The sequence below is a fragment of the Gottfriedia acidiceleris genome, from assembly GCF_050457485.1.
Classification (GTDB): domain Bacteria; phylum Bacillota; class Bacilli; order Bacillales; family Bacillaceae_G; genus Gottfriedia; species Gottfriedia acidiceleris_D.
Window position 1 is genome coordinate 1 of record NZ_JBCMJM010000033.1, and the last position, 19,438, is coordinate 19,438.

Sequence of the window (19,438 nt, forward strand, 5' to 3'; positions counted from 1 at the left end):
GGAACTAGACATCATGAAATGCGGAAGCGAGTTGGTCAGCCCCGACAAGCATAATTCAAAGGACAAGAAAAGTTGCTTTCTTTTGAACTTGGGCGGGCTAATCTCCTGAACTGTACTTTACAAAAATATGAAGGCAAATGGTTTAACAGATAAGGCATAAGTAATAAATTATATGTCTAAACAATTTTTTACTATGTTTTAACTTTTTTTATAAAGGGGAATTATGTTCGATATCGAATCATATATAATTAATCCTCTTATTTCTTAAAAAGAATTTATAGTAAAAGTTTTACTTATTTTATGAATTCTCCATTTTAGTTATTTTTATAGTAATTAAATCAATCGATAAGGAAAAGGTGATGAAATGGAATATTTAAATCACGATTTAGAAAAGACTGCATTATCGTTATTAGAACAAAGAGGTGTTACGCTCGATGACATTGCTGATTTAGTTTATTTTTTACAAAGTAAATATCATGAAAATTTATCTAAAGATGACTGTAAACACAATGTTGAGAGAGTCTTGACAAAACGTGAGATACAAAATGCCATCATTACTGGTATTGAATTAGATATTTTGGCAGAGCAAGATAAACTACAAGAGCCATTGTTGGCTATTATCAAAAAAGATGAAGGCCTTTATGGAATTGATGAAATAATTGCCTTATCGATCGTAAATGTATATGGTTCAATTGGATTCACGAATTACGGTTACATCGACAAATTAAAACCTGGTATTTTAGAAAGATTAAACGATAAATCAACAGGCTTAGTAAATACATTTTTAGATGATATTGTTGGAGCGATTGCAGCTGCTGCATCTAGCCGACTTGCTCATCGTGCTGCACATAAAAAAGCTGATCAAATTAAAGCTGAAGATGAATAAAAAAGAGTGGTCTCATAAGTCAATCTACATTTGAGGCCACTTTTTCATTTGAAATAACACAAAAACCCCACAAGTAAATTAATTACTAGTGGGGTTTTTTAAGTCTAGATATTTTCCTTAAATATATTTAATCCACTCTTCTAATGAGTCAACTGAATAAGTTGGCTGCGCTTCGTAATTTGACAACATATCCCTTGTCGTTACACCAGTATGAACAATCAATGTGTCAACACCAGTATTAATCCCAGCCATAATGTCTGTATCATAATAATCACCAATCATTAATGTATCCTCTTTTGCAACACCAAGAACTTTTAATGCTTGTTCCATAATAATTGATTCAGGTTTTCCAATAAAAATTGGTTTTACTGTAGTAGATACTGCAATAACAGATGTTAGTGAACCATTTCCAGGTAATAAACCTCTTTCAGTTGGAATCGCTATGTCGCCATTAGTAGAAATAAACGTCGCGCCATTTCTTACGGCTATACAAGCCTTTGCTAATTTCTCGTAATTAATACTACGGTCTAAACCACTAATTACAAAATCAGGATTTTCAGCTGTAATTGTTAAACCAACTTCTTCTAAGGCATATTGTAAGCCCTCTTCACCTATCATATAAACAGTAGCATCTGCCTTTTGTTCTTTTATGTAATTTGCTGTGGCATTACTTGTTGTGAAGACCTGTTCTTTTGTAGTTGGAATATTAAAGGAATTAAGTTTATCAGCAACTTGCTCTGGTCTACGTGTAGAATTATTCGTTACAAAAAGATATGGGATATTTTTTTCCTTCAGAGCCTTTATAAAATGACTAGCTTCCTCAATTTGCTCCTCGCCACGATACATAGTTCCATCTAGATCAATTAAGTATCCTTTATATTGTTTCATATTGCCACTCCTTACTAGTAAGACTGTTCTCTCGGTAAGACAAGAAAAACAGCGTTAGAATCAAATTTCACATAGAAAAATTAAGATTATTTTTCCTCATCACTACTAAAAGCATTAATGACTCCAAGTTCCTTATCAAGAAAAGCTTGAACCGCAACCGGGAATTCCTTATATGCTTCTATATTTTCGCTTAATGTCGTCACTATTTTTTCTGTAATTGAAGATGTGTAATCTTGTAATAAATGTTTTCGAATTGGAATTAATTTTTTTATCGATTCTCCAGTTGATGCAGTAATAACTTTCTCATCCATGAGAATATCAACAATGTCATCATAACTTCCTGGGTCCCTCATTATAAAGCCATCAATCATTGTATTTCCAATATCTAACATACTGTCAATTAAAAGATGTGTCATTCTTTCCAAAGCTAATTCTTCTATTTTATTTTTTGGATGGCTGCTGTTTGACGCATAAAATTCAAGCATTGAATTTAAAATTTCAATTCGATCTAATATGTTTTGACGATTTACAAAGTACATATGTACACTTCCTTCTCAATTCTATCTTCTACATTTTATGGACTTATATTTATTTTATAGCTAAATTCGAAAAAAATCGACAAATGAAAGCGTTTCTTACCGATTTTTGTTATATTATATAGGTGAATATTTTTCTAGGGGTTGGACTTTTGGAACGTAAATTTAGTAAAAGGTGACGATGCAATTTATGCTACTACAGGCGTTACTTCAAATAAAGTACTTGAAGGAGCTTTCTTAGGTTGAGACTTAGTCGAAACTCATTCAATTGTAATAAGAAGTAAAACGTAAACTGTGTGACATATAAAAGCACATCACCATTTAGGATATAAGCCAATTCTTATTTTAGTATAATGGAGGAATAAAAAATGTCAGAACGTTTTTTCTTATATGATGACACTATTCAAGCAAAGACTCGTTTTGTAAGCTTTATGGGAGAAGAGCAAAGACATGATCTTGCTCTAGTATATTCTGATCGTCATTATGGCAAAGTTATGATTATGGATATGCAAAGTAATCGATTTGCAATTATTGGTTCAGATGATTTAAAAGAAGAAGGTTACTTAGAATTTGCTTTCGGAATTTCTGAAGAAAAGGCAGCTGAATTATTAGATTTTCTTAGTGAAATTATTTTCTAATTTTTCAATCCTGTGGATAAATAATTTATTTTTACTAAATAATCTGAAAAATAGTGGATAACTAAAAAGTTGTCCACTATTTTTGTGACTAAGTCTTTAGTTATTCACATTTTTGTTGAAAGATTCAAACTTATCCACAAGGTTTTTATTCTTTCAAAAAATCAAAAAATATTTTATCCACAAAATTTTTTATGTAATTTTCCATAAAATAAAAAAAGATGGGTTTCCCCATCATTTAATTTTTTACTTTCTTAACTACAAAATATTTACAACCAAAATTACAATACTCATAAATATATTCACGTAATGTACTTATTTTTGAATCATATGGAACATTTTTTTGAGAATCATCAAAAAATCCTCTAAGTCTTAGTTGCTCATAGCCCCAATCCCCAACAATGTAATCATACTTTGAAAGGATCTCTGCATATCTCGCTTTAAAAGCTTCTTCATTGAATCCTTCACGGTAATCTTCAACCACTTCATAGCAAATATTCTGTATGCAAACCAATTTGTATTCTCCTTCCTTTTACTCCCATAAATATGTAACTAATATTTTGGCATACTAATTTTACAATGATTATTAAAAGGTGGTATTTAATATGCGTAAATATTTAGTTTGTTTATTAACCTTATTTTTATTAACAGGATGTTCATTCGGTCCAAGTCATTCGAGACAGTTCGATTATGAGGACGTAACATATAAAAATGAACATCGAACAAATCCAACACCTAAACAATTAAATACAAAGCCGATGGATTTAGGCGATGTAAATGCTAAAATGTCAAATAACTCTTACAAAGATTATGGCTTTTCTAGACTACAAAAGCAAGATGTTTTAGGTAAAGATGGTGATTATACATTAACTATTGATAAACAAGAAGTGTCAAAATTCATTTCTTATTTAGTTGTAAAGCTTCCTGATATAGACGATGCAGCTACACTAGTCACAGACCAAGAGGTATTGATTGCTTATCGATCAGATGGTGATAAGGCATTAGCTAGAAAACAGGTTGAAAAAACTGCTCAATCTGCACTTCCTAGTTATTATCATATCTTTACTTCAAATTCCATACAAAATATAAATAATATTGAAGACCTAAATAAATATGGTCAGCTTAATGATGGACAATTAGAGCAACAAATAAAAGATTTATCTGAAGGTTTTGATGTAGATAAACAAAGCATGCATTTTGATCAGATTTCAAAATAAATAAAAGCACTAGCTTAGGCTAGTGCTTTTTATTACGCTTGTTTAGCAGCTTCTACTTGTTCGTCAGCATGATATGATGAACGAACTAGAGGACCAGCCTCACAGTGTGAGAAACCTTTTCCTAAAGCAATTTCTTTTAGGGCTGCAAACTCGTCAGGAGTATAGTATTTTTTAACAGATAAATGAGTTTTCGTTGGTTGTAAATATTGACCTAATGTAATGATATTTACACCTGCAGCACGTAAATCATCCATTGCTTCGTAAATTTGTTCATTTGTTTCACCTAATCCAAGCATGATGCTTGATTTTGTAGGGATGCTAGGGTTAATTTCTTTTGCTCTACGTAAAAATTCAAGTGATCTTTCATACGTAGCTCTTGCACGAACACGTGGAGTTAACTCTCTAACAGTTTCAATATTATGGTTCATAATATCCGGTTTTGCATCCATTAACATTTTAAGGTTTTCAAATTTCCCACCCATATCAGATGGTAAAACTTCAATTGTAGTAAATGGATTTGCTTTTCTAACTTCTCTAACAGTTTCTGCAAATACAGCTGCTCCACCGTCTCTTAAGTCATCACGAGCAACCGCTGTAATTACTACGTGTTTTAAGTTCATTTGTGTTACAGATTCAGCAACTCGAACTGGTTCTTGTAGATCAAGTTCAGTTGGTAAACCAGTTTTAACTGCACAAAAGCGACATGCACGAGTACAAACCGCACCTAAGATCATAAATGTAGCTGTTTTTCTAACTGCCCAACATTCATGGATATTTGGACAACGAGCTTCTTCACAAACAGTGTGAAGATTTTTAGATCGCATCATTTTCTTTAATTCTGTGTAAGATTCATTTGTGTTTAATTTTATTTTTAGCCACTCGGGCTTTCTCAAATATTCTTCTTTTTTTGATGCCATTTGAAATTCCTCCAACGTTTATTCGTTTACGACATATTTCATTTTCTCTTCCAATAGTTTATATATTACTACATTTTTCGCGGATATGAAAAACTTTCGTTTGATTATCCCTATTATCCCTATAATTTCCATTTATGAAAGTCGCTCCTTTAACCAAACTATAGATGTAAATCAATTTAAAGGATGATGGTTTTGAAAAAAATAATTGTACTTTTTTGTATGGTGGTTATCTTCATAATGCCATCATTTACAAATGCAGAAGAGATTGATCAAGCACAGCTTAATATAGAAAGAATGGCCTTATACAAAAAAGGTGAAACACTAACCTTTATCCCTTGGTATTACTTTGCAGCTATAGACACTTATGAACGAAATGTACGTAGTGTTAGAAACGATATACCAAAACGCGAAAATGGGGTCCTTTCGATCTATATTAAACCAGAGGATTGGAGTGGTCTATCAAATCCAGTTAAGAAAGACACATATGCTCCTACTATCCATTTATTTAGCGGCATCGGTTTAGATGGAAATAATGATGGAAAAGCCTCATTAGAAGATGATGAGGATATTCTGTACACTTTCATTCATCGATTACATTTCTATGGCCCATCCAGGCAATATATCCGAATGATGCTATGGGATTATTACCAAAGAGCCATAACTGTTGATATTATCGATGAATATGCTAGATTGTATCAATATTACGGAAAATTAAATATAGAAGGTAATGCCTTCCCATTACCAATTCGCAGTACACATAGTTATCGTAGTACATGGGGTGCACCTCGAAGCTTTGGTGGACGAAGAGTTCATGAAGGTACTGATATTTTTGCAAATTATGGTACTCCTGTAAGGTCTACATGCTATGGAGTTATTGAGACGAAGGGCTGGAATCGAATTGGAGGATGGAGAATCGGAATTCGAGATTTAAATAATAATTATCATTACTACGCTCATCTAGGTGGCTTTAACAAAGACCTTCAAAGAGGGCAAGTAGTAGAGCCAGGAACACTTATTGGGTATGTTGGAAGTACGGGATATGGACCTCCAGGGACATCTGGAAAATTCCCTCCACATTTGCACTATGGTATTTACAAAGACAATGGTTATTCAGAGTGGTCTTTTGATCCTTATCCAAAATTACGTCTTTGGGAGCGTCAGGATAGAAGTAAATAAAGAATTATAAAATGAAACCTTTAATGATAAAAAAAGCAGACTAACTTTTCCTAATGTACTAAGTTAGTCTGCTCTATTTTAAATTTATTTTTTTCCTTTTGTTGTTGATGGAATTTGTTGAGTATTTGGAGTAAATGGAATATAACTTGGAACTTCCCCATCGATAATTTCAGTAGCAATTGGGACTTCTACTTTCACCTTTGTTGATTTTGTACTAAACGGGATAATTACATTCATATTTACTTCTACATTCATAATAATTTCGACTACAGAATTATCAAATCCAAATGGCTTAACTTCTTGTGTAACATTAGCCACTGCATCACCGACTACAGAAAAGCGAACTGGTATAGTAGGTCCAAGTTTGCCTAAAAGTACAGTATTTGTAACGACCCCAATCGGTACTTTTAAATAAAGCCCCTCATTATCCGCCTTCATCTTCTTCATTTCTGCTTTTGATAAGGATAAAAATGATATATCACCATTTTCAACTCTACGTATATTTTCTTCAACATGCTTAGTAGTAGAACCAATTATTTTATTGATTAAATATGTATTTGTACTTATTATCGCCTTACCATTCTCATCAACATCCCGAATGATAATATCCTGCCCTTGCAATTCCTTTGATGCCGATTCATACGCTTCATTGATAACTAAAGAAGCAATTCGTCTTGTTTGTTTCTCAGAATATTTTAAGATCGTTGGAGTGAAGATTTTATCAATTTCCCAGAAAGCATATAAGGAAAAAAATAATAGAACAATACATATAACTACATATTTATTTGGAAATATATTACGAATTGTTTGTGTTATTTGAGTTGAATTAGTTTTAAATCCGCTAAAAGCTTTTCTTTTTGAAACAAAAAATTTATTTTTTGGAACACGTCTGTACTTAAATCTCTTCATCGTATCCATGCCCCCTTACTAATGGGTATGCATGTCAATGCCTGTTCATTCTTAATGGATTTGTACAAAAAAAAGATGCCCCAGTAATTTCTCTAAAAACATCATCCCATTTAATAATAAATGCTTTTTATTATTTGATCACACTCGATAATCTCTAATTTCAACTCATTATATAAATTCACTTCATAAGGATTGCTTAATTTTATTCCATTTTCTTCAATTATCAGCACAACTGGACGATCTGTAGCAGCATCATTTTGACTAAAAACGATTCCCTGTCTACCATCACTCAATTTTACGTGTAATCCCTTTGGATAAATGGTTAGTAGATCGCTAAATATGCTAATTAATTTAGCATCATATAATTTATCACTCTCATTAATTAATAATGTTAATCCTTCATGCGGGAGCATTGCTTGTCGATATACTCGATTTGAAGTAACAGCATCAAAAAAGTCGGCAATCCCAATAATCTTTGAGAAAAGATGCATTTCCTCACCAAATAAACCTTTTGGATAGCCGCTCCCATTGATCTTTTCATGATGCTGTAAGGCACAGTCCGCAACAAGTGGATGAATAGAAGATACTTGTATTAGTATATCGTATCCAGCAATTGTATGTTGTTTCATGAATGCATATTCATCTTCAGTTAAACGGTCCCGTTTATTTAAAATCTTTTTTGGTATGGCCATCTTCCCGACATCATGTAAAAGTGCACCTAATCCAAGTAAATTAAGCTGGATATTACCTAAATCTAATGCCGTTCCGATGCCTAAAGAATAAATAGCTACATTTAGAGAATGAGTAAAGAGATACTCATCATATAGTAATACGTCAATCAATAAAGATAAAACATCCTTCTGTTGCCATAATTCGTTTTGCAGTGATTTTATCATTTCTTTAAGCCTAGATGAGTTTTTTTCTAAAGATAGCCCTCTTAAATAAACATCTTCGCTAATTAATTTAACAAAAGCATCTTCTATTGTTTTTGTGATTTCAGTGCGAAGTTCGTCAGAACTAATTGTCTTTCCCATTAAATGTTCTGATGATTGTGCATGTACAAAAACAAATTGAATAGCTAATTTATGTATTCGATTAATCATCTCTTCTGTTAAAGGAATATTTGCATTAACGATCATTTTTCCATGTTCATTATAAATCGGTTTTCTTAAGATCGTACCTGGAACAAGTGTTGATGCTTCAACAACTCTCATTGTTTTCTCCTTGAACAATTTTTTAATTAAATATATGGCTCTTCATAACAGTTAATACGTTGTAATAATCAATTTTTTTGTACTTCGTTTACACAAGAAGCCACTAAAAAAATTTAGTGGCTTTTTTTATATCATCTTTAATAATGCGTCTCTTCCAATCATTCCTTTTTGAATACCTAACTTTTCTGCTTCTACAGTAATGGATTCTAATGGCGCATTTAATAATTCTTCTATTGTTTTTACACCAACTGCTCGGCCTGCGATAATTTGACGATCGCGCAATCTTTCATTTAATAAAGCTACATCTAATGCTCCGCACATAATATATCCGTTATCATTCATAACGACCAATAATGTAGTTTTTGGAAGTAAAACTGTAACAGCATTAAATGTATGATTATCTATTTTAATTGGGCTTAAATTGATCAAGTTCAACGCTCCTTTCTCATTCTAAAATATGAGAAAAAAACAAAAGTGTAACCTGTCTAATCTTGATAAATTTTATACATCTTTTAAAGCCGAAAATAACACATCACGAATAAATTCAGGCATAAAAAATCTTTTATGACTAGCATCTCGAATTGTAGGAATTAAATGACCAAACGTAAATAAATCCAAAGTTCCGATCGCATACATTCGATTTAAATCTAACATTTCACCATTAATAAATAGATCCTCTTTTTTCAAATGCCTTTTCTTATCTTTATTTACAAAAGTAATTCCATCGTAAACCATTTTTCCAATTACTTTCCCTCTAAATCCAAAACCTTTCATCTTTAAATGAGTCAGCTCTTTATCTTCACAACGATTTAAAACATTTAATAATTCCTTACCAGACAAATTAACGACACAAGGATTAATAGGATGTGGGCAAATCCGATGAATGTCCCCCTTAGTAACAAGGCCATTGTTTAAACCTTCAAGTAAAATACCGGAATTTAGTATACTGATATCTGATTTAGTCCATTGGCGAAGTGCATTTGCTAATATTTTCAGCAATGGACTATCTTTAAACCAATTTACACCCATGTTACTCGGAAGTTGTGTCACTGGTTCATTTAAAATTTCTTTACTTAATCTCATTAAATTAGCCAACATCATTTTCGTCATTTCATCTTGGTAATATGTTGGAACTGTATGTACTTCAGTAACTGAAGCTTCAGTATTTATAATACTTTTTGTCTCCTTATTTACAGTAATTAAAACCTCGCCTAAATAGTTACCGTGTTTACCTGTTCCACAAAGTAAAGTTTCACCAGCATACTCTCCATTTGGAAATAAATGATGAGTATGTGCGCCCAAGATAATATCGACTCCTGAAAATTGTTCAGCGATTCTCTGATCGTCTCTCATACCTAAATGAGAGAGTATAATGACAATGTCTGATTGTGCTTTTACTATTGGCAATATGTCCTTTAACATTTCAAACGGATCTTTTATACTCCATCCTAATGTTTCATAAAACACAGGATAAGCGACTGTTAAACCAATTACTCCTAGCTTTACTCCATTTTTTTCATAAATTTCAAAAGGCTTGCTGAAACTCTCGGTACCTTCATCTGAAATGTTTAAATTACCAACTAATACATCAAACTTTGCATCTTCGTAAAGGTTTAACAACTCACCTTTTGATAAGGTAATTCCTTCATTATTTCCTATTGTAATTGCATCAAACTTTGCATCATTTAAAAGTTCCACATTGCCTTTTCCTAAAGTAGCCTCCGAAATCGGATGAAATCGATCAACGAAATCTCCAATATCAAAAGTAAGTGTGGCCTCACCTTTTCCTATAGCTAATTCTCTTTTAGACTTCAACAAACCGACGATTGTTGGCCACGTTTCAAAGTAGCTATGAATGTCATTTGTATGGAACAACCGAATATTTATAGTTTGATTTGTTTCCATTGTTCCACCATCCTTTTTTAAATATTTTCTATAATTAATTTTATGCCATAAAATAACACAACTAACCTTAAAATTAATGCGATTGTTTCAGTTTTTAATTTTTGATTAATATATGCTCCAATTTTTCCACCAAACCATGCACCTGGAATAAGTAGAAGAATGTAATAGAAATTTACTTCTCCTAATGTTATGTATGAAATCGAGCTTCCAAGAGTCGTAAACATAACGACAAACATTGAAGTCGCAACAGCTAACTGAGGTGGAAAACCAAATAAAAACGCCATCATTGGTACTAACAATATTCCTCCACCAATTCCAAATAATCCTGAGACGATCCCGATACAAATGGACAAAGAAATCGCCAATGGAAGACTATAGCTATATGTGTATGCCTTGCCTTCATCATTTGTATATGTTCGTATAATCCCTTTATGTACTTCCTTTGATTTTTTATTTAATTTTGAAGAAACAAATAGAAAAACTGATATACAGATTAAAAATATACCAAAAAATAAAGTAAACCGCTCTGTATTTAAAAGCGAATTGATGTATGTACCTAGTAAGCTACCAGGAACACTACCTATTAAAAATAAAATACCACTCTTATAATCGATTCGTTTTTGTTTATGGTACGAAAGGGTGGATGAAAGTGAAGAAAACACAATTGTAATCAGTGAAGTTCCAACTGCAACATGAATTGGTACAGTCGAAAAAGCGGATAAAAAGTGATCAATATTAAGTAGCATTGGAACAATAATAATTCCTCCGCCTAAACCAATCAATGATCCGACTGTTCCTGCAGCAAGTCCTATACTGATGAGTATAAGAATTTGTAGAATGATATCCAACCTAAATTTCTCTCCTTTTTAAATACACTAAAAACCTATTTTCTCTATGTTTTAAATATTAGTTTAACACAAAAAAACTCGGATTTCCCCGAGTATGAATAAACCTTTTAAAGCTGACTATTTCTTTAATACACTTAAATTTGCAATCCAAGGACCTACGTCAGTTTTGTATCTCTTTGCCATCACTCTTGCAATTTGAGTTATATGCGTAAGATCATGTACGACAAAAGTGGATAATAATTCTCTTAATTTAACTGTTCCAAGATCTGGGTGAATCCCTTCTAATTCTAAGTGTAATTCAGGGTCAACCAATAATTGTAGTTTTGTAATATTTTCCGCTCTTAAATTCTTGAATTCAAGTAATCTTTCTTCTATTGATTTCTCATGTTTTTCATTTAAATGCGAAAAACGATCGAATGGTGGGAAATGGTTGTTTCCTTCTTTGTTAAGTATGCAGTTCAATCTTGGAATCCAATTTGTTTTTTCACACTCAATTAGATGGTCGATTACTTCAGAAGCATTCCAGGTTCCTTCACCTTCATTACAGTTTAACCAAGATGCAGATAAACCCGATAGAAGGGACTCTAATGATTTGGGTGTTCTTTCTAAAACTTCAATCGCTTCTTTAAGCTTAAAATTCATAAAAAACCCTCCCACATATTAAATTCCTCAAACATCTCTTTTCCTTCAAGTTAAATTTTACCATAAATATATTAATTAATTTAATAAAGTTACTCATTTTTATTAATAGAAAAAAAGCATGGCAAGATTGCCATGCTTCAATATTTCCAATTATTCAATTCTCTCTAATTCTTTTTTGACCAATTCTAGTGTCAACTTTTTATATTTTAATTTCGTACTTGGAGCATTTACCATTGATGGATTTCTTAACTTGTAATTTTTTTCAATAAACGCAAAGTCTTTCATATCTACCGTGCTATCAAAATTAATATCTGCAGCCCGCTTGTTTGTACCCCAATACGTTTGAATATAAATTGCATCCATTACGTCAATTACTTGGTCACCGTTCACGTCACCAGCTTATAATTGCACTTCACCAAATAGTTGGTTAGCTTCACCCCGGAAGCTATCACCTGATTGTTTAAATAAAGTAAATGGTCTACTATATTTAAAATGACCCGGTACATGTATAGTGAACATCATTTCATTATTTGTTATAGGCATTTTAATTCTTGATTGTGGCCATAGGTATGTCCCAAAAGTAGCTGATGTTACGGTATTAGATACTACATTCCTTTACCTGTATGACCTTCAGCATGTAACTTGCCCACTTGTAAATAGGACCGCTCGTCAGCCATTCCCAACCCCAATTGTTCTGGAGCTATATCTTTAGCCTGAACTGGCGGTTCTGCCTTTATTTCTACATCACTATAAACCGCTTTAACAGTTTCCGATTTTAATAAGTTTTCAACTTGATTTGCAGGAAGTTTCATAGAAACACCATTAAATGTTGTTTTAAATGTACGATTCACTTTGTATGTAGATGCTTTCTTAGTTCCTTTTGCCGGAAATACTTTTGCTAAATCATTTTTAAAAGAAGCATGTGAATCATCTACTAGTTTTTCTGCATCTTTTTCGTCTAAAACTTTACCTACCGTTGCAGCTTCTAATACTGCGGCTGTTGATGTAGGTTGTTTAAATTCAACAATGACGGAAATTTCTTCTAAACTATTTTTGTCAATATTTGGTGCTAAGTGTAATCCCGTCTCATTGATTGATTGTAAGTTTACTAGGGCTTTCTTTTGTTCAGGAGTTAAATTATTAAGTAACTGCTCTGTTTGATTCAAAGTTTCAGATGAATTTTCTAGTTTTGAATTATTGAAGATCACTTGTTGAGTTGTTGTAGTTGCTTGGACTTTAGAAGAGGTACTCAAATATGAAGCTAGTAAACTGCTAGAAGCTAAACCTACTCCTAGTGCAACGGTTGAAACTTTTTTTAATTTCCTTTTCATCCTTTCAATCCACTCCTCGACGATAAAAATAATGATGAAGAAAATTTAATGGCTCAATTTGAAAATAGGGGTTACTAATTACTTCTTTTGAAGCTTAGCTATTTCTAATTCAAATTTTACCTACTTAATCTTCATGCAATTCAAATTATATAGATAATTAATTTTTACCTCAATCGTATTAAGGCGTGTTATTTTAAGGTCAATAATCTAATAATATGCTAACAATTGAAGAAATTTTAACAGAACTCGACATGATTCTTTCAATTCTTAACACGACTAAAAAAACCACTGAAAACAAAACAAATGCATCCAATGATTCTTTTCATATTACATAATTTCATATATGATTTTTCCTCAAAAATAAACCCTGCTACCAATTGGCAACAGGGATTATCTTATACAACGGTATTAACCAATTGAACCTTCCATCTCGAATTTAATCAGACGGTTCATTTCAACTGCGTATTCCATTGGTAATTCTTTTGTAAATGGCTCAATGAAGCCCATTACGATCATTTCTGTAGCTTCTTGCTCAGAAATACCACGGCTCATTAAGTAGAATAATTGCTCTTCAGATACTTTTGAAACTTTCGCTTCGTGCTCAAGAGAAATATTGTCGTTTAAGATTTCGTTGTATGGAATTGTATCAGAAGTTGATGCATTATCCATAATTAACGTATCACACTCGATATTTGAACGTGATCCAGCTGCTTTACGACCGAAGTGTACGATACCACGGTACGTTACTTTACCACCATGTTTAGAAATAGATTTCGAAACAATTGTAGATGAAGTATTTGGAGCTAAGTGAATCATTTTAGCACCAGCATCTTGGTGTTGTCCTTTACCAGCAATTGCAATAGAAAGTGTAAGGCCACGAGCACCTTCACCTTTAAGGATAACTGCTGGGTATTTCATTGTTAATTTTGAACCAATGTTTCCATCGATCCATTCCATTGTTGCGTTCGCTTCACAAACAGCACGTTTCGTAACTAGGTTGAATACGTTATTCGCCCAGTTCTGAATTGTTGTATATCGGCAGTATGCATCCTTCTTAATGATGATTTCTACTACTGCAGAGTGAAGTGAGTTTGTTGTATATACAGGAGCTGTACAACCTTCAACGTAATGTACATGTGCACCTTCGTCAGCAATGATTAATGTACGTTCAAATTGACCCATATTTTCAGAGTTAATTCGGAAATACGCTTGAAGTGGCGTATCAACTTTAACACCTTTTGGTACGTAGATGAAAGATCCACCAGACCAAACAGCTGAGTTTAATGCAGCAAATTTGTTATCTGTAGGTGGAATTACTTTTCCAAAGTGCTCTTTGAAAATTTCTTCATGCTCACGTAAAGCTGTGTCTGTATCAGTAAATAAGATACCAAGATCAGTTAAGTCTTGTTTCATGCTGTGGTAAACTACCTCAGACTCATACTGTGCAGATACACCAGCTAAATACTTTTGTTCTGCTTCAGGGATACCTAATTTATCAAAAGTATTTTTGATTTCTTCAGGTACTTCATCCCAAGACTTTTCTGTTTTCTCTGATGGTTTTACATAGTAAGTAATTTCATCAAAGCGTAAATCTGCTAAGTCTCCACCCCATTGTGGCATTGGCATATCATAGAAATGTTGTAAAGATTTTAAACGAAAATCTAACATCCATTGTGGTTCATTTTTCATACGTGAAATTTCTTCAACGATATCCTTTGTTAAACCACGCTCTGAACGGAAGATTGATACGTCACGGTCATGAAAACCATATTTATAATCACTAATATCTGGCAAATTAGTAGACATTATTCATACTCCCTTCTTATAGAAGAGGAGGATTAAAGCTCAGAGGACTATTCCTCTGATTTTAAGCCCTTCTCCATCGCTTTCCATGCAAGTGTTGCACATTTAATTCGTGCTGGAAACTTCGAAACACCTTGAAGTGCTTCAATATCATCTAAATCGATTGATTCATCATATTCTTTTCCAAGCATCATATCTGAAAATATTTGAGCAAGCTGTAGTGCTTCCTCTATTTTTTTACCTTTAATTGCGTGAGTCATCATTGAAGCTGACGCCATTGAAATTGAGCATCCTTCACCGTCAAAACGAGCATCTGATACAATCCCATCATCAACCTTTAAACGAAGTTCAATGCGATCACCACAAGTAGGGTTATTCATGTTTATTGTTACATCGTTTTCTGATATTGCCCCTACCCCTTTGTTACGAGGGTTTTTATAATGGTCCATTATCACTCGGCGATATAATGCATCTAGATCAATGTTTCGATTAATAGACATCGCTGAAATACTCCTTCGTTTTAACTAATCCTCTTACAAAAGCATCTACATCTTCTTTTGTATTATACAGATAAAAACTTGCACGAGCAGTAGCAGATACCTTTAACCATCTCATTAATGGCTGAGCACAATGATGGCCAGCTCGAACAGCAATTCCTTCTACATCTAATACAGTTGCAACATCATGTGGATGCACATCTTCCACATTAAACGTTACTAGTCCTGCACGATGCTTCGGACCATAGATTGTTACTCCTTTAACAGTAGATAACTGTTCAAGTGCATAATTCGCAATCTCATGTTCATGCTTTTCGATATTATCCATACCGATTTCAGTTAAGAAATCAATAGCAGCACCTAAACCAACCGCACCAGCAATGATTGGAGTTCCACCTTCAAATTTCCATGGCAGTTCTTTCCAAGTAGAATCTTGTAAGTCAACGAAATCAATCATTTCCCCACCAAATTCAATAGGTTCCATGTTTTCAAGAAGATGTTTTTTACCATAAAGTACACCAATACCCGTAGGAGCACACATTTTATGACCAGAAAATGCGTAGAAATCGCAATCTAAGTCTTGAACGTCGACCTTCATATGTGGAGTACTTTGTGCACCATCAACAAGCATGATCGCTCCATTTTGATGAGCAATTGCTGCAATCTCTTTAACAGGGTTAATTGAACCAAGTACATTTGAAACGTACATAATCGCAACTATTTTTGTATTTGAGTTAATTGTAGCTTTTGCTTGCTCAACGCTGATTGAACCATCTTCTTCTAATGGTAAATATTTTAATGTTGCGCCAGTAGCTTTAGTAACCTGTTGCCATGGAATGATATTACTGTGATGTTCCATATAAGAAATCACAATTTCATCTCCAGCTTTTAAGTTCGTTCTTCCGTAGCTAGCAGCAACTGTATTAATTGCAGTAGTTGTACCTCTAGTAAAAATAATCTCTTCAATTGATGATGCATTAATAAATTTACGTACTTTATCACGAGCTCCCTCGTATGCATCAGTAGCTTTTGTTCCTAGAGTGTGTACACCTCTATGAACGTTAGAATTATATTCTTTATAGTAGTTAGCAACAGCTTCTATTACTTGAACAGGTTTTTGTGAAGTTGCAGCACTATCCAGATATACTAAAGGATGTCCATTTACTTCTTGATTTAATATCGGAAAGGCTTCACGGATTGCTTTAACATCCATTACTTAACCTTCCTCTCAATTACATCAACAAGCATTTTTTTAACTTCTTCAATTGGTAATTCCGAAACTACAGGTGCTAAGAATCCGTGAATAACTAAGCGCTCTGCTTCTTTCTTCGGAATACCGCGACTCATTAAGTAGTACAGTTGAGTTGGATCTACTTTACCAACAGAAGCAGCATGACCTGCCATAACATCGTTTTCATCAATTAATAGAATTGGGTTCGCATCTCCACGAGCTTTTTCACTAAGCATTAATACACGTGAAGTTTGTTGTGCATTAGACTTAGAAGCGCCGTGTTCAATTTTCCCAATACCATTAAAGATTGAAGTAGCAGCATCTTTTGATACACCATGTTTTAAGATCCAACCTTCAGATCCTTTACCATAGTGAGTAATGTTTGTTGTAAAGTTTTGAGTTTGCTCCCCACGGCCTACAGTAACCATCTTCATGTCACCAAAAGAACCGTCTCCAACTAGGTTTGTAACATTTTCGAAAACTGAGTTTCCATCGTTCATTAGGCCAAGTGCCCACTCGATTTTGCTATCGCGACCAGCGTGACCACGACGAACAACATAAGCAGTAACACCTTTTGCTAAAGTATCAACAGCACCATAACGAACTTTTGCATTATCTAATGTAATTACTTCTGTAACGACATTTACTACAGCCGCATCTAAATCAGCAGATGTAGAAACATAGTTTTCAACATAAGTAACTTCACTGAATGCATCTGCAACAACAAGAACGTGGTTATATGCAGGTACATTTTCACCATCTACAACAAAAATAGATTGGATTGGTTTTTCTAATACAACATTTTTAGGAATGTATAAGAAAGCTCCACCATTTACTAATGCTGCATGTAAAGCGATTAATTTATTTTCATCGACTTTTACAGCCTCTGTCATAAAATATTTTTTCACAAGATCTTCGTGATCTTTAATCGCTGTGTGTAAATCTACGAATACTACACCTTTTTCTTTTGCTTCAGAAGAAAGAGAGTGATATACAGCAGAACCATTATATTGTACATAAACTGATTGATCAGTGTCTTCATTCATTAAAGATGTTACTGACTCTGGTAATTGATCTTTTGTAGGAACATTTCCAGCTGTAACATTAAATTCTTTTCCAAAGAAATCCCATTTAGAGATATTTGTTTTATCTGGCTTTGGAAGAGAAAGTGATTCAGCTTTTGCTAGTGCATTTAAACGGAACTCTGTGAAATATGCAGGTTCATTTAGCAGTGCAGAAAGCTGCTTAACTGTTTCTTGACTAAATGGAATTGTAGTACCAGTTGTCATGAGAATCCCTCCTATCCGATTAAGCTTCTTGCCCAACAGTCTCGTCTTCGATACCTAACTCTTGTTTAATCCAGTCATATCCTTCAGCTTCTAAACGTGCAGCTAATTCAGGACCACCTGATTTTACAATACGACCTTGCATCATAACGTGAACGAAGTCAGGAGTAATGTAGTTTAATAAACGTTGGTAATGAGTGATGATTAAGCAACCAAACTCTTCTCCACGCATTTCGTTAACACCTTTAGAAACTACTTTTAATGCATCGATATCTAAACCTGAGTCAATTTCGTCAAGAATAGCAATTTTAGGTTGGATCATCATCATTTGAAGAATCTCATTACGTTTTTTCTCTCCACCTGAGAAACCTTCATTTAAGTAACGTTGAGCCATTTCTGGATCCATTTCTAAGAATTCCATGTTTTTATCTAATGTACGGATAAATTTCATTAATGAAATTTCATCGCCTTCTTCGCGACGTGCATTCATTGCAGAACGTAAGAAATCTGCGTTTGTTACACCGCTAATTTCACTTGGGTATTGCATAGCAAGGAAAAGACCAGCTTGAGCGCGCTCATCAACTTCCATTTCTAAAACATCGTTGCCATCAAGCTCGATGCTACCACCGATTACTTCATATTTAGGATGACCCATAATAGCAGAAGATAAAGTTGATTTACCTGTACCATTTGGTCCCATGATTGCGTGAATTTCTCCACCTTTTACTTCAAGGTTAACACCTTTTAAAATTTGCTTTCCTTCAATTGCTACTTGAAGGTCTTTTATTTTTAATGTAGAAGCTCCCATTTTACACCCTCCATAATATTACATAAAAATTCTATAAAATAGAAAATGGCTATTTTAAGTTCATTCTCATTTTATTCTCATTCTAATCTTAAAGCAATTAAAAAGTATTTTCAAGTTGTGCACTATTTTACCAAAAAAGTTTTATTACGTGTAACATTTTTTCGCAAAAAAAGAATAAACAGAGATACTATATATATAGGAAATAAAAAATCTAATATCACAACTAAAAAAGAGGGGAATTTAATGTCTAAAACAACTAAGCTTTCACCAGATCAACAAAAATTTGCGATTAATCAACTACAAACGTATTTCTTACAAGAAAAAGACGAAGAATTAAGTGAATTAAGTTCGATGTTGCTAGTAGATTTTATTTCACAAAAACTTGGACCTATGTTTTACAATAAGGGAGTTGAAGACTCACAAAGATTTATGTCCGAACGAGCTGAAGATCTTTATGCTTTATTATTAAAAGAACGGATTGAAGATTAAGTTGTTTTAGTAAACTTTTTTGCTTTTAGTTTTTAACGACCTTTAGCACACACTTTTATTAATCGTACATACTTAATTTTAGATTATTCAATATTTATATAGTTGTTCAACTTATTCTTATATTGTTAAAACAAATGAATGTTTTCATGCAGACTCTACCATTATTTACGAAAAGGTTTAATTTCATTAATCAAATTTTTAAATAAATAAATAAATAAAT

At 33.2% G+C, this 19,438-nt stretch carries 22 protein-coding genes; 5 read left to right on the plus strand and 17 right to left on the minus strand.

All coding sequences use genetic code 11. The features are described 5' to 3' along the window. Positions 1-364 precede the first annotated feature (364 nt). Positions 365-886, plus strand: coding sequence for a phosphatidylglycerophosphatase A family protein (locus ABEY15_RS23610; RefSeq protein ID WP_429892412.1), 522 nt, complete (start codon positions 365-367; stop codon positions 884-886). A 117-nt stretch (positions 887-1,003) separates the two neighbouring features. Here ABEY15_RS23610 and ABEY15_RS23615 read toward each other — a convergent pair whose 3' ends face one another. Together ABEY15_RS23615 and ABEY15_RS23620 are read right to left on the minus strand one after the other, a co-directional pair. Further along, a complete protein-coding gene (locus ABEY15_RS23615) occupies positions 1,004-1,774 on the minus strand; it encodes a TIGR01457 family HAD-type hydrolase (RefSeq protein ID WP_429892413.1) in 771 nt (256 codons plus the stop codon). Between the two features lie 86 nt (positions 1,775-1,860). After that, positions 1,861-2,313: a DUF86 domain-containing protein gene (locus tag ABEY15_RS23620; RefSeq protein WP_025672293.1), complete on the minus strand. Its 453-nt coding sequence runs from the start codon at positions 2,311-2,313 to the stop codon at positions 1,861-1,863. 365 nt (positions 2,314-2,678) lie between these two features. On the opposite strand from ABEY15_RS23620, the gene ABEY15_RS23625 reads away from it, so the two are divergent. Further along, entirely contained in the window at positions 2,679-2,948 is a 270-nt protein-coding gene (locus ABEY15_RS23625; RefSeq protein ID WP_025672291.1) for a DUF3055 domain-containing protein, read from the plus strand. Positions 2,949-3,183: 235 nt separating this feature from the next. Here ABEY15_RS23625 and ABEY15_RS23630 read toward each other — a convergent pair whose 3' ends face one another. Then, the gene (locus ABEY15_RS23630; protein ID WP_056468720.1) at positions 3,184-3,459 is read right to left on the minus strand and encodes a YutD family protein; all 276 of its coding nucleotides are present in this window, start codon (positions 3,457-3,459) and stop codon (positions 3,184-3,186) included. A gap of 91 nt (positions 3,460-3,550) precedes the next feature. On the opposite strand from ABEY15_RS23630, the gene ABEY15_RS23635 reads away from it, so the two are divergent. After that, positions 3,551-4,162 (plus strand): YhcN/YlaJ family sporulation lipoprotein, encoded by a 612-nt coding sequence (locus tag ABEY15_RS23635; RefSeq protein WP_429892414.1) that lies wholly within the window; start codon positions 3,551-3,553, stop codon positions 4,160-4,162. 32 nt (positions 4,163-4,194) lie between these two features. On the opposite strand, the gene lipA is transcribed toward ABEY15_RS23635, so the two are convergent. Beyond that, positions 4,195-5,079: a lipoyl synthase gene (gene lipA / locus ABEY15_RS23640; protein WP_088014947.1), complete on the minus strand. Its 885-nt coding sequence runs from the start codon at positions 5,077-5,079 to the stop codon at positions 4,195-4,197. A 186-nt stretch (positions 5,080-5,265) separates the two neighbouring features. Between lipA and ABEY15_RS23645 the strand changes: the two genes are divergently transcribed. Continuing rightward, positions 5,266-6,255 (plus strand): M23 family metallopeptidase, encoded by a 990-nt coding sequence (locus ABEY15_RS23645; protein WP_429892415.1) that lies wholly within the window; start codon positions 5,266-5,268, stop codon positions 6,253-6,255. Positions 6,256-6,339: 84 nt separating this feature from the next. Here ABEY15_RS23645 and yunB read toward each other — a convergent pair whose 3' ends face one another. From yunB to sufC, 13 genes are all read right to left on the minus strand, one after another. Next, positions 6,340-7,164, minus strand: a complete 825-nt coding sequence (gene yunB / locus ABEY15_RS23650; RefSeq protein WP_429892416.1) for a sporulation protein YunB — start codon at positions 7,162-7,164, stop codon at positions 6,340-6,342. A 110-nt stretch (positions 7,165-7,274) separates the two neighbouring features. Next, the gene (locus ABEY15_RS23655; protein ID WP_429892417.1) at positions 7,275-8,378 is read right to left on the minus strand and encodes an HD-GYP domain-containing protein; all 1,104 of its coding nucleotides are present in this window, start codon (positions 8,376-8,378) and stop codon (positions 7,275-7,277) included. 126 nt (positions 8,379-8,504) lie between these two features. After that, complete coding sequence (locus ABEY15_RS23660; protein ID WP_069034827.1) at positions 8,505-8,807, minus strand: YunC family protein; 303 nt, start codon at positions 8,805-8,807, stop codon at positions 8,505-8,507. 72 nt (positions 8,808-8,879) lie between these two features. After that, positions 8,880-10,283: a bifunctional metallophosphatase/5'-nucleotidase gene (locus ABEY15_RS23665; RefSeq protein ID WP_429892418.1), complete on the minus strand. Its 1,404-nt coding sequence runs from the start codon at positions 10,281-10,283 to the stop codon at positions 8,880-8,882. 17 nt (positions 10,284-10,300) lie between these two features. Beyond that, entirely contained in the window at positions 10,301-11,122 is an 822-nt protein-coding gene (locus tag ABEY15_RS23670; RefSeq protein WP_429892425.1) for a sulfite exporter TauE/SafE family protein, read from the minus strand. A gap of 126 nt (positions 11,123-11,248) precedes the next feature. Beyond that, positions 11,249-11,773, minus strand: a complete 525-nt coding sequence (locus tag ABEY15_RS23675; protein WP_429892419.1) for a DinB family protein — start codon at positions 11,771-11,773, stop codon at positions 11,249-11,251. A 150-nt stretch (positions 11,774-11,923) separates the two neighbouring features. Then, positions 11,924-12,163 carry a dockerin type I domain-containing protein gene (locus tag ABEY15_RS23680; RefSeq protein WP_429892420.1) on the minus strand — a complete coding sequence of 80 codons (240 nt, stop codon included), beginning with the start codon at positions 12,161-12,163 and terminating at the stop codon, positions 11,924-11,926. Between the two features lie 215 nt (positions 12,164-12,378). Beyond that, positions 12,379-13,104, minus strand: coding sequence for a protease inhibitor I9 family protein (locus ABEY15_RS23685; RefSeq protein ID WP_429892421.1), 726 nt, complete (start codon positions 13,102-13,104; stop codon positions 12,379-12,381). Positions 13,105-13,512: 408 nt separating this feature from the next. Beyond that, positions 13,513-14,910: a Fe-S cluster assembly protein SufB gene (gene sufB / locus ABEY15_RS23690; protein WP_025671514.1), complete on the minus strand. Its 1,398-nt coding sequence runs from the start codon at positions 14,908-14,910 to the stop codon at positions 13,513-13,515. Positions 14,911-14,957: 47 nt separating this feature from the next. Further along, entirely contained in the window at positions 14,958-15,407 is a 450-nt protein-coding gene (gene sufU, locus ABEY15_RS23695) for a Fe-S cluster assembly sulfur transfer protein SufU (protein ID WP_025671513.1), read from the minus strand. Next, entirely contained in the window at positions 15,397-16,617 is a 1,221-nt protein-coding gene (locus ABEY15_RS23700) for a cysteine desulfurase (RefSeq protein WP_429892422.1), read from the minus strand. The genes sufU and ABEY15_RS23700 overlap by 11 nt, the downstream gene beginning before the upstream one ends. Then, positions 16,617-17,924, minus strand: coding sequence for a Fe-S cluster assembly protein SufD (sufD, locus tag ABEY15_RS23705; protein WP_429892423.1), 1,308 nt, complete (start codon positions 17,922-17,924; stop codon positions 16,617-16,619). The genes ABEY15_RS23700 and sufD overlap by 1 nt, the downstream gene beginning before the upstream one ends. A gap of 19 nt (positions 17,925-17,943) precedes the next feature. Beyond that, positions 17,944-18,729 (minus strand): Fe-S cluster assembly ATPase SufC, encoded by a 786-nt coding sequence (gene sufC, locus ABEY15_RS23710; protein ID WP_056468759.1) that lies wholly within the window; start codon positions 18,727-18,729, stop codon positions 17,944-17,946. Positions 18,730-18,972: 243 nt separating this feature from the next. Between sufC and ABEY15_RS23715 the strand changes: the two genes are divergently transcribed. Beyond that, positions 18,973-19,218, plus strand: a complete 246-nt coding sequence (locus tag ABEY15_RS23715) for a DUF2164 domain-containing protein (protein ID WP_429892424.1) — start codon at positions 18,973-18,975, stop codon at positions 19,216-19,218. Positions 19,219-19,438 lie beyond the last annotated feature (220 nt).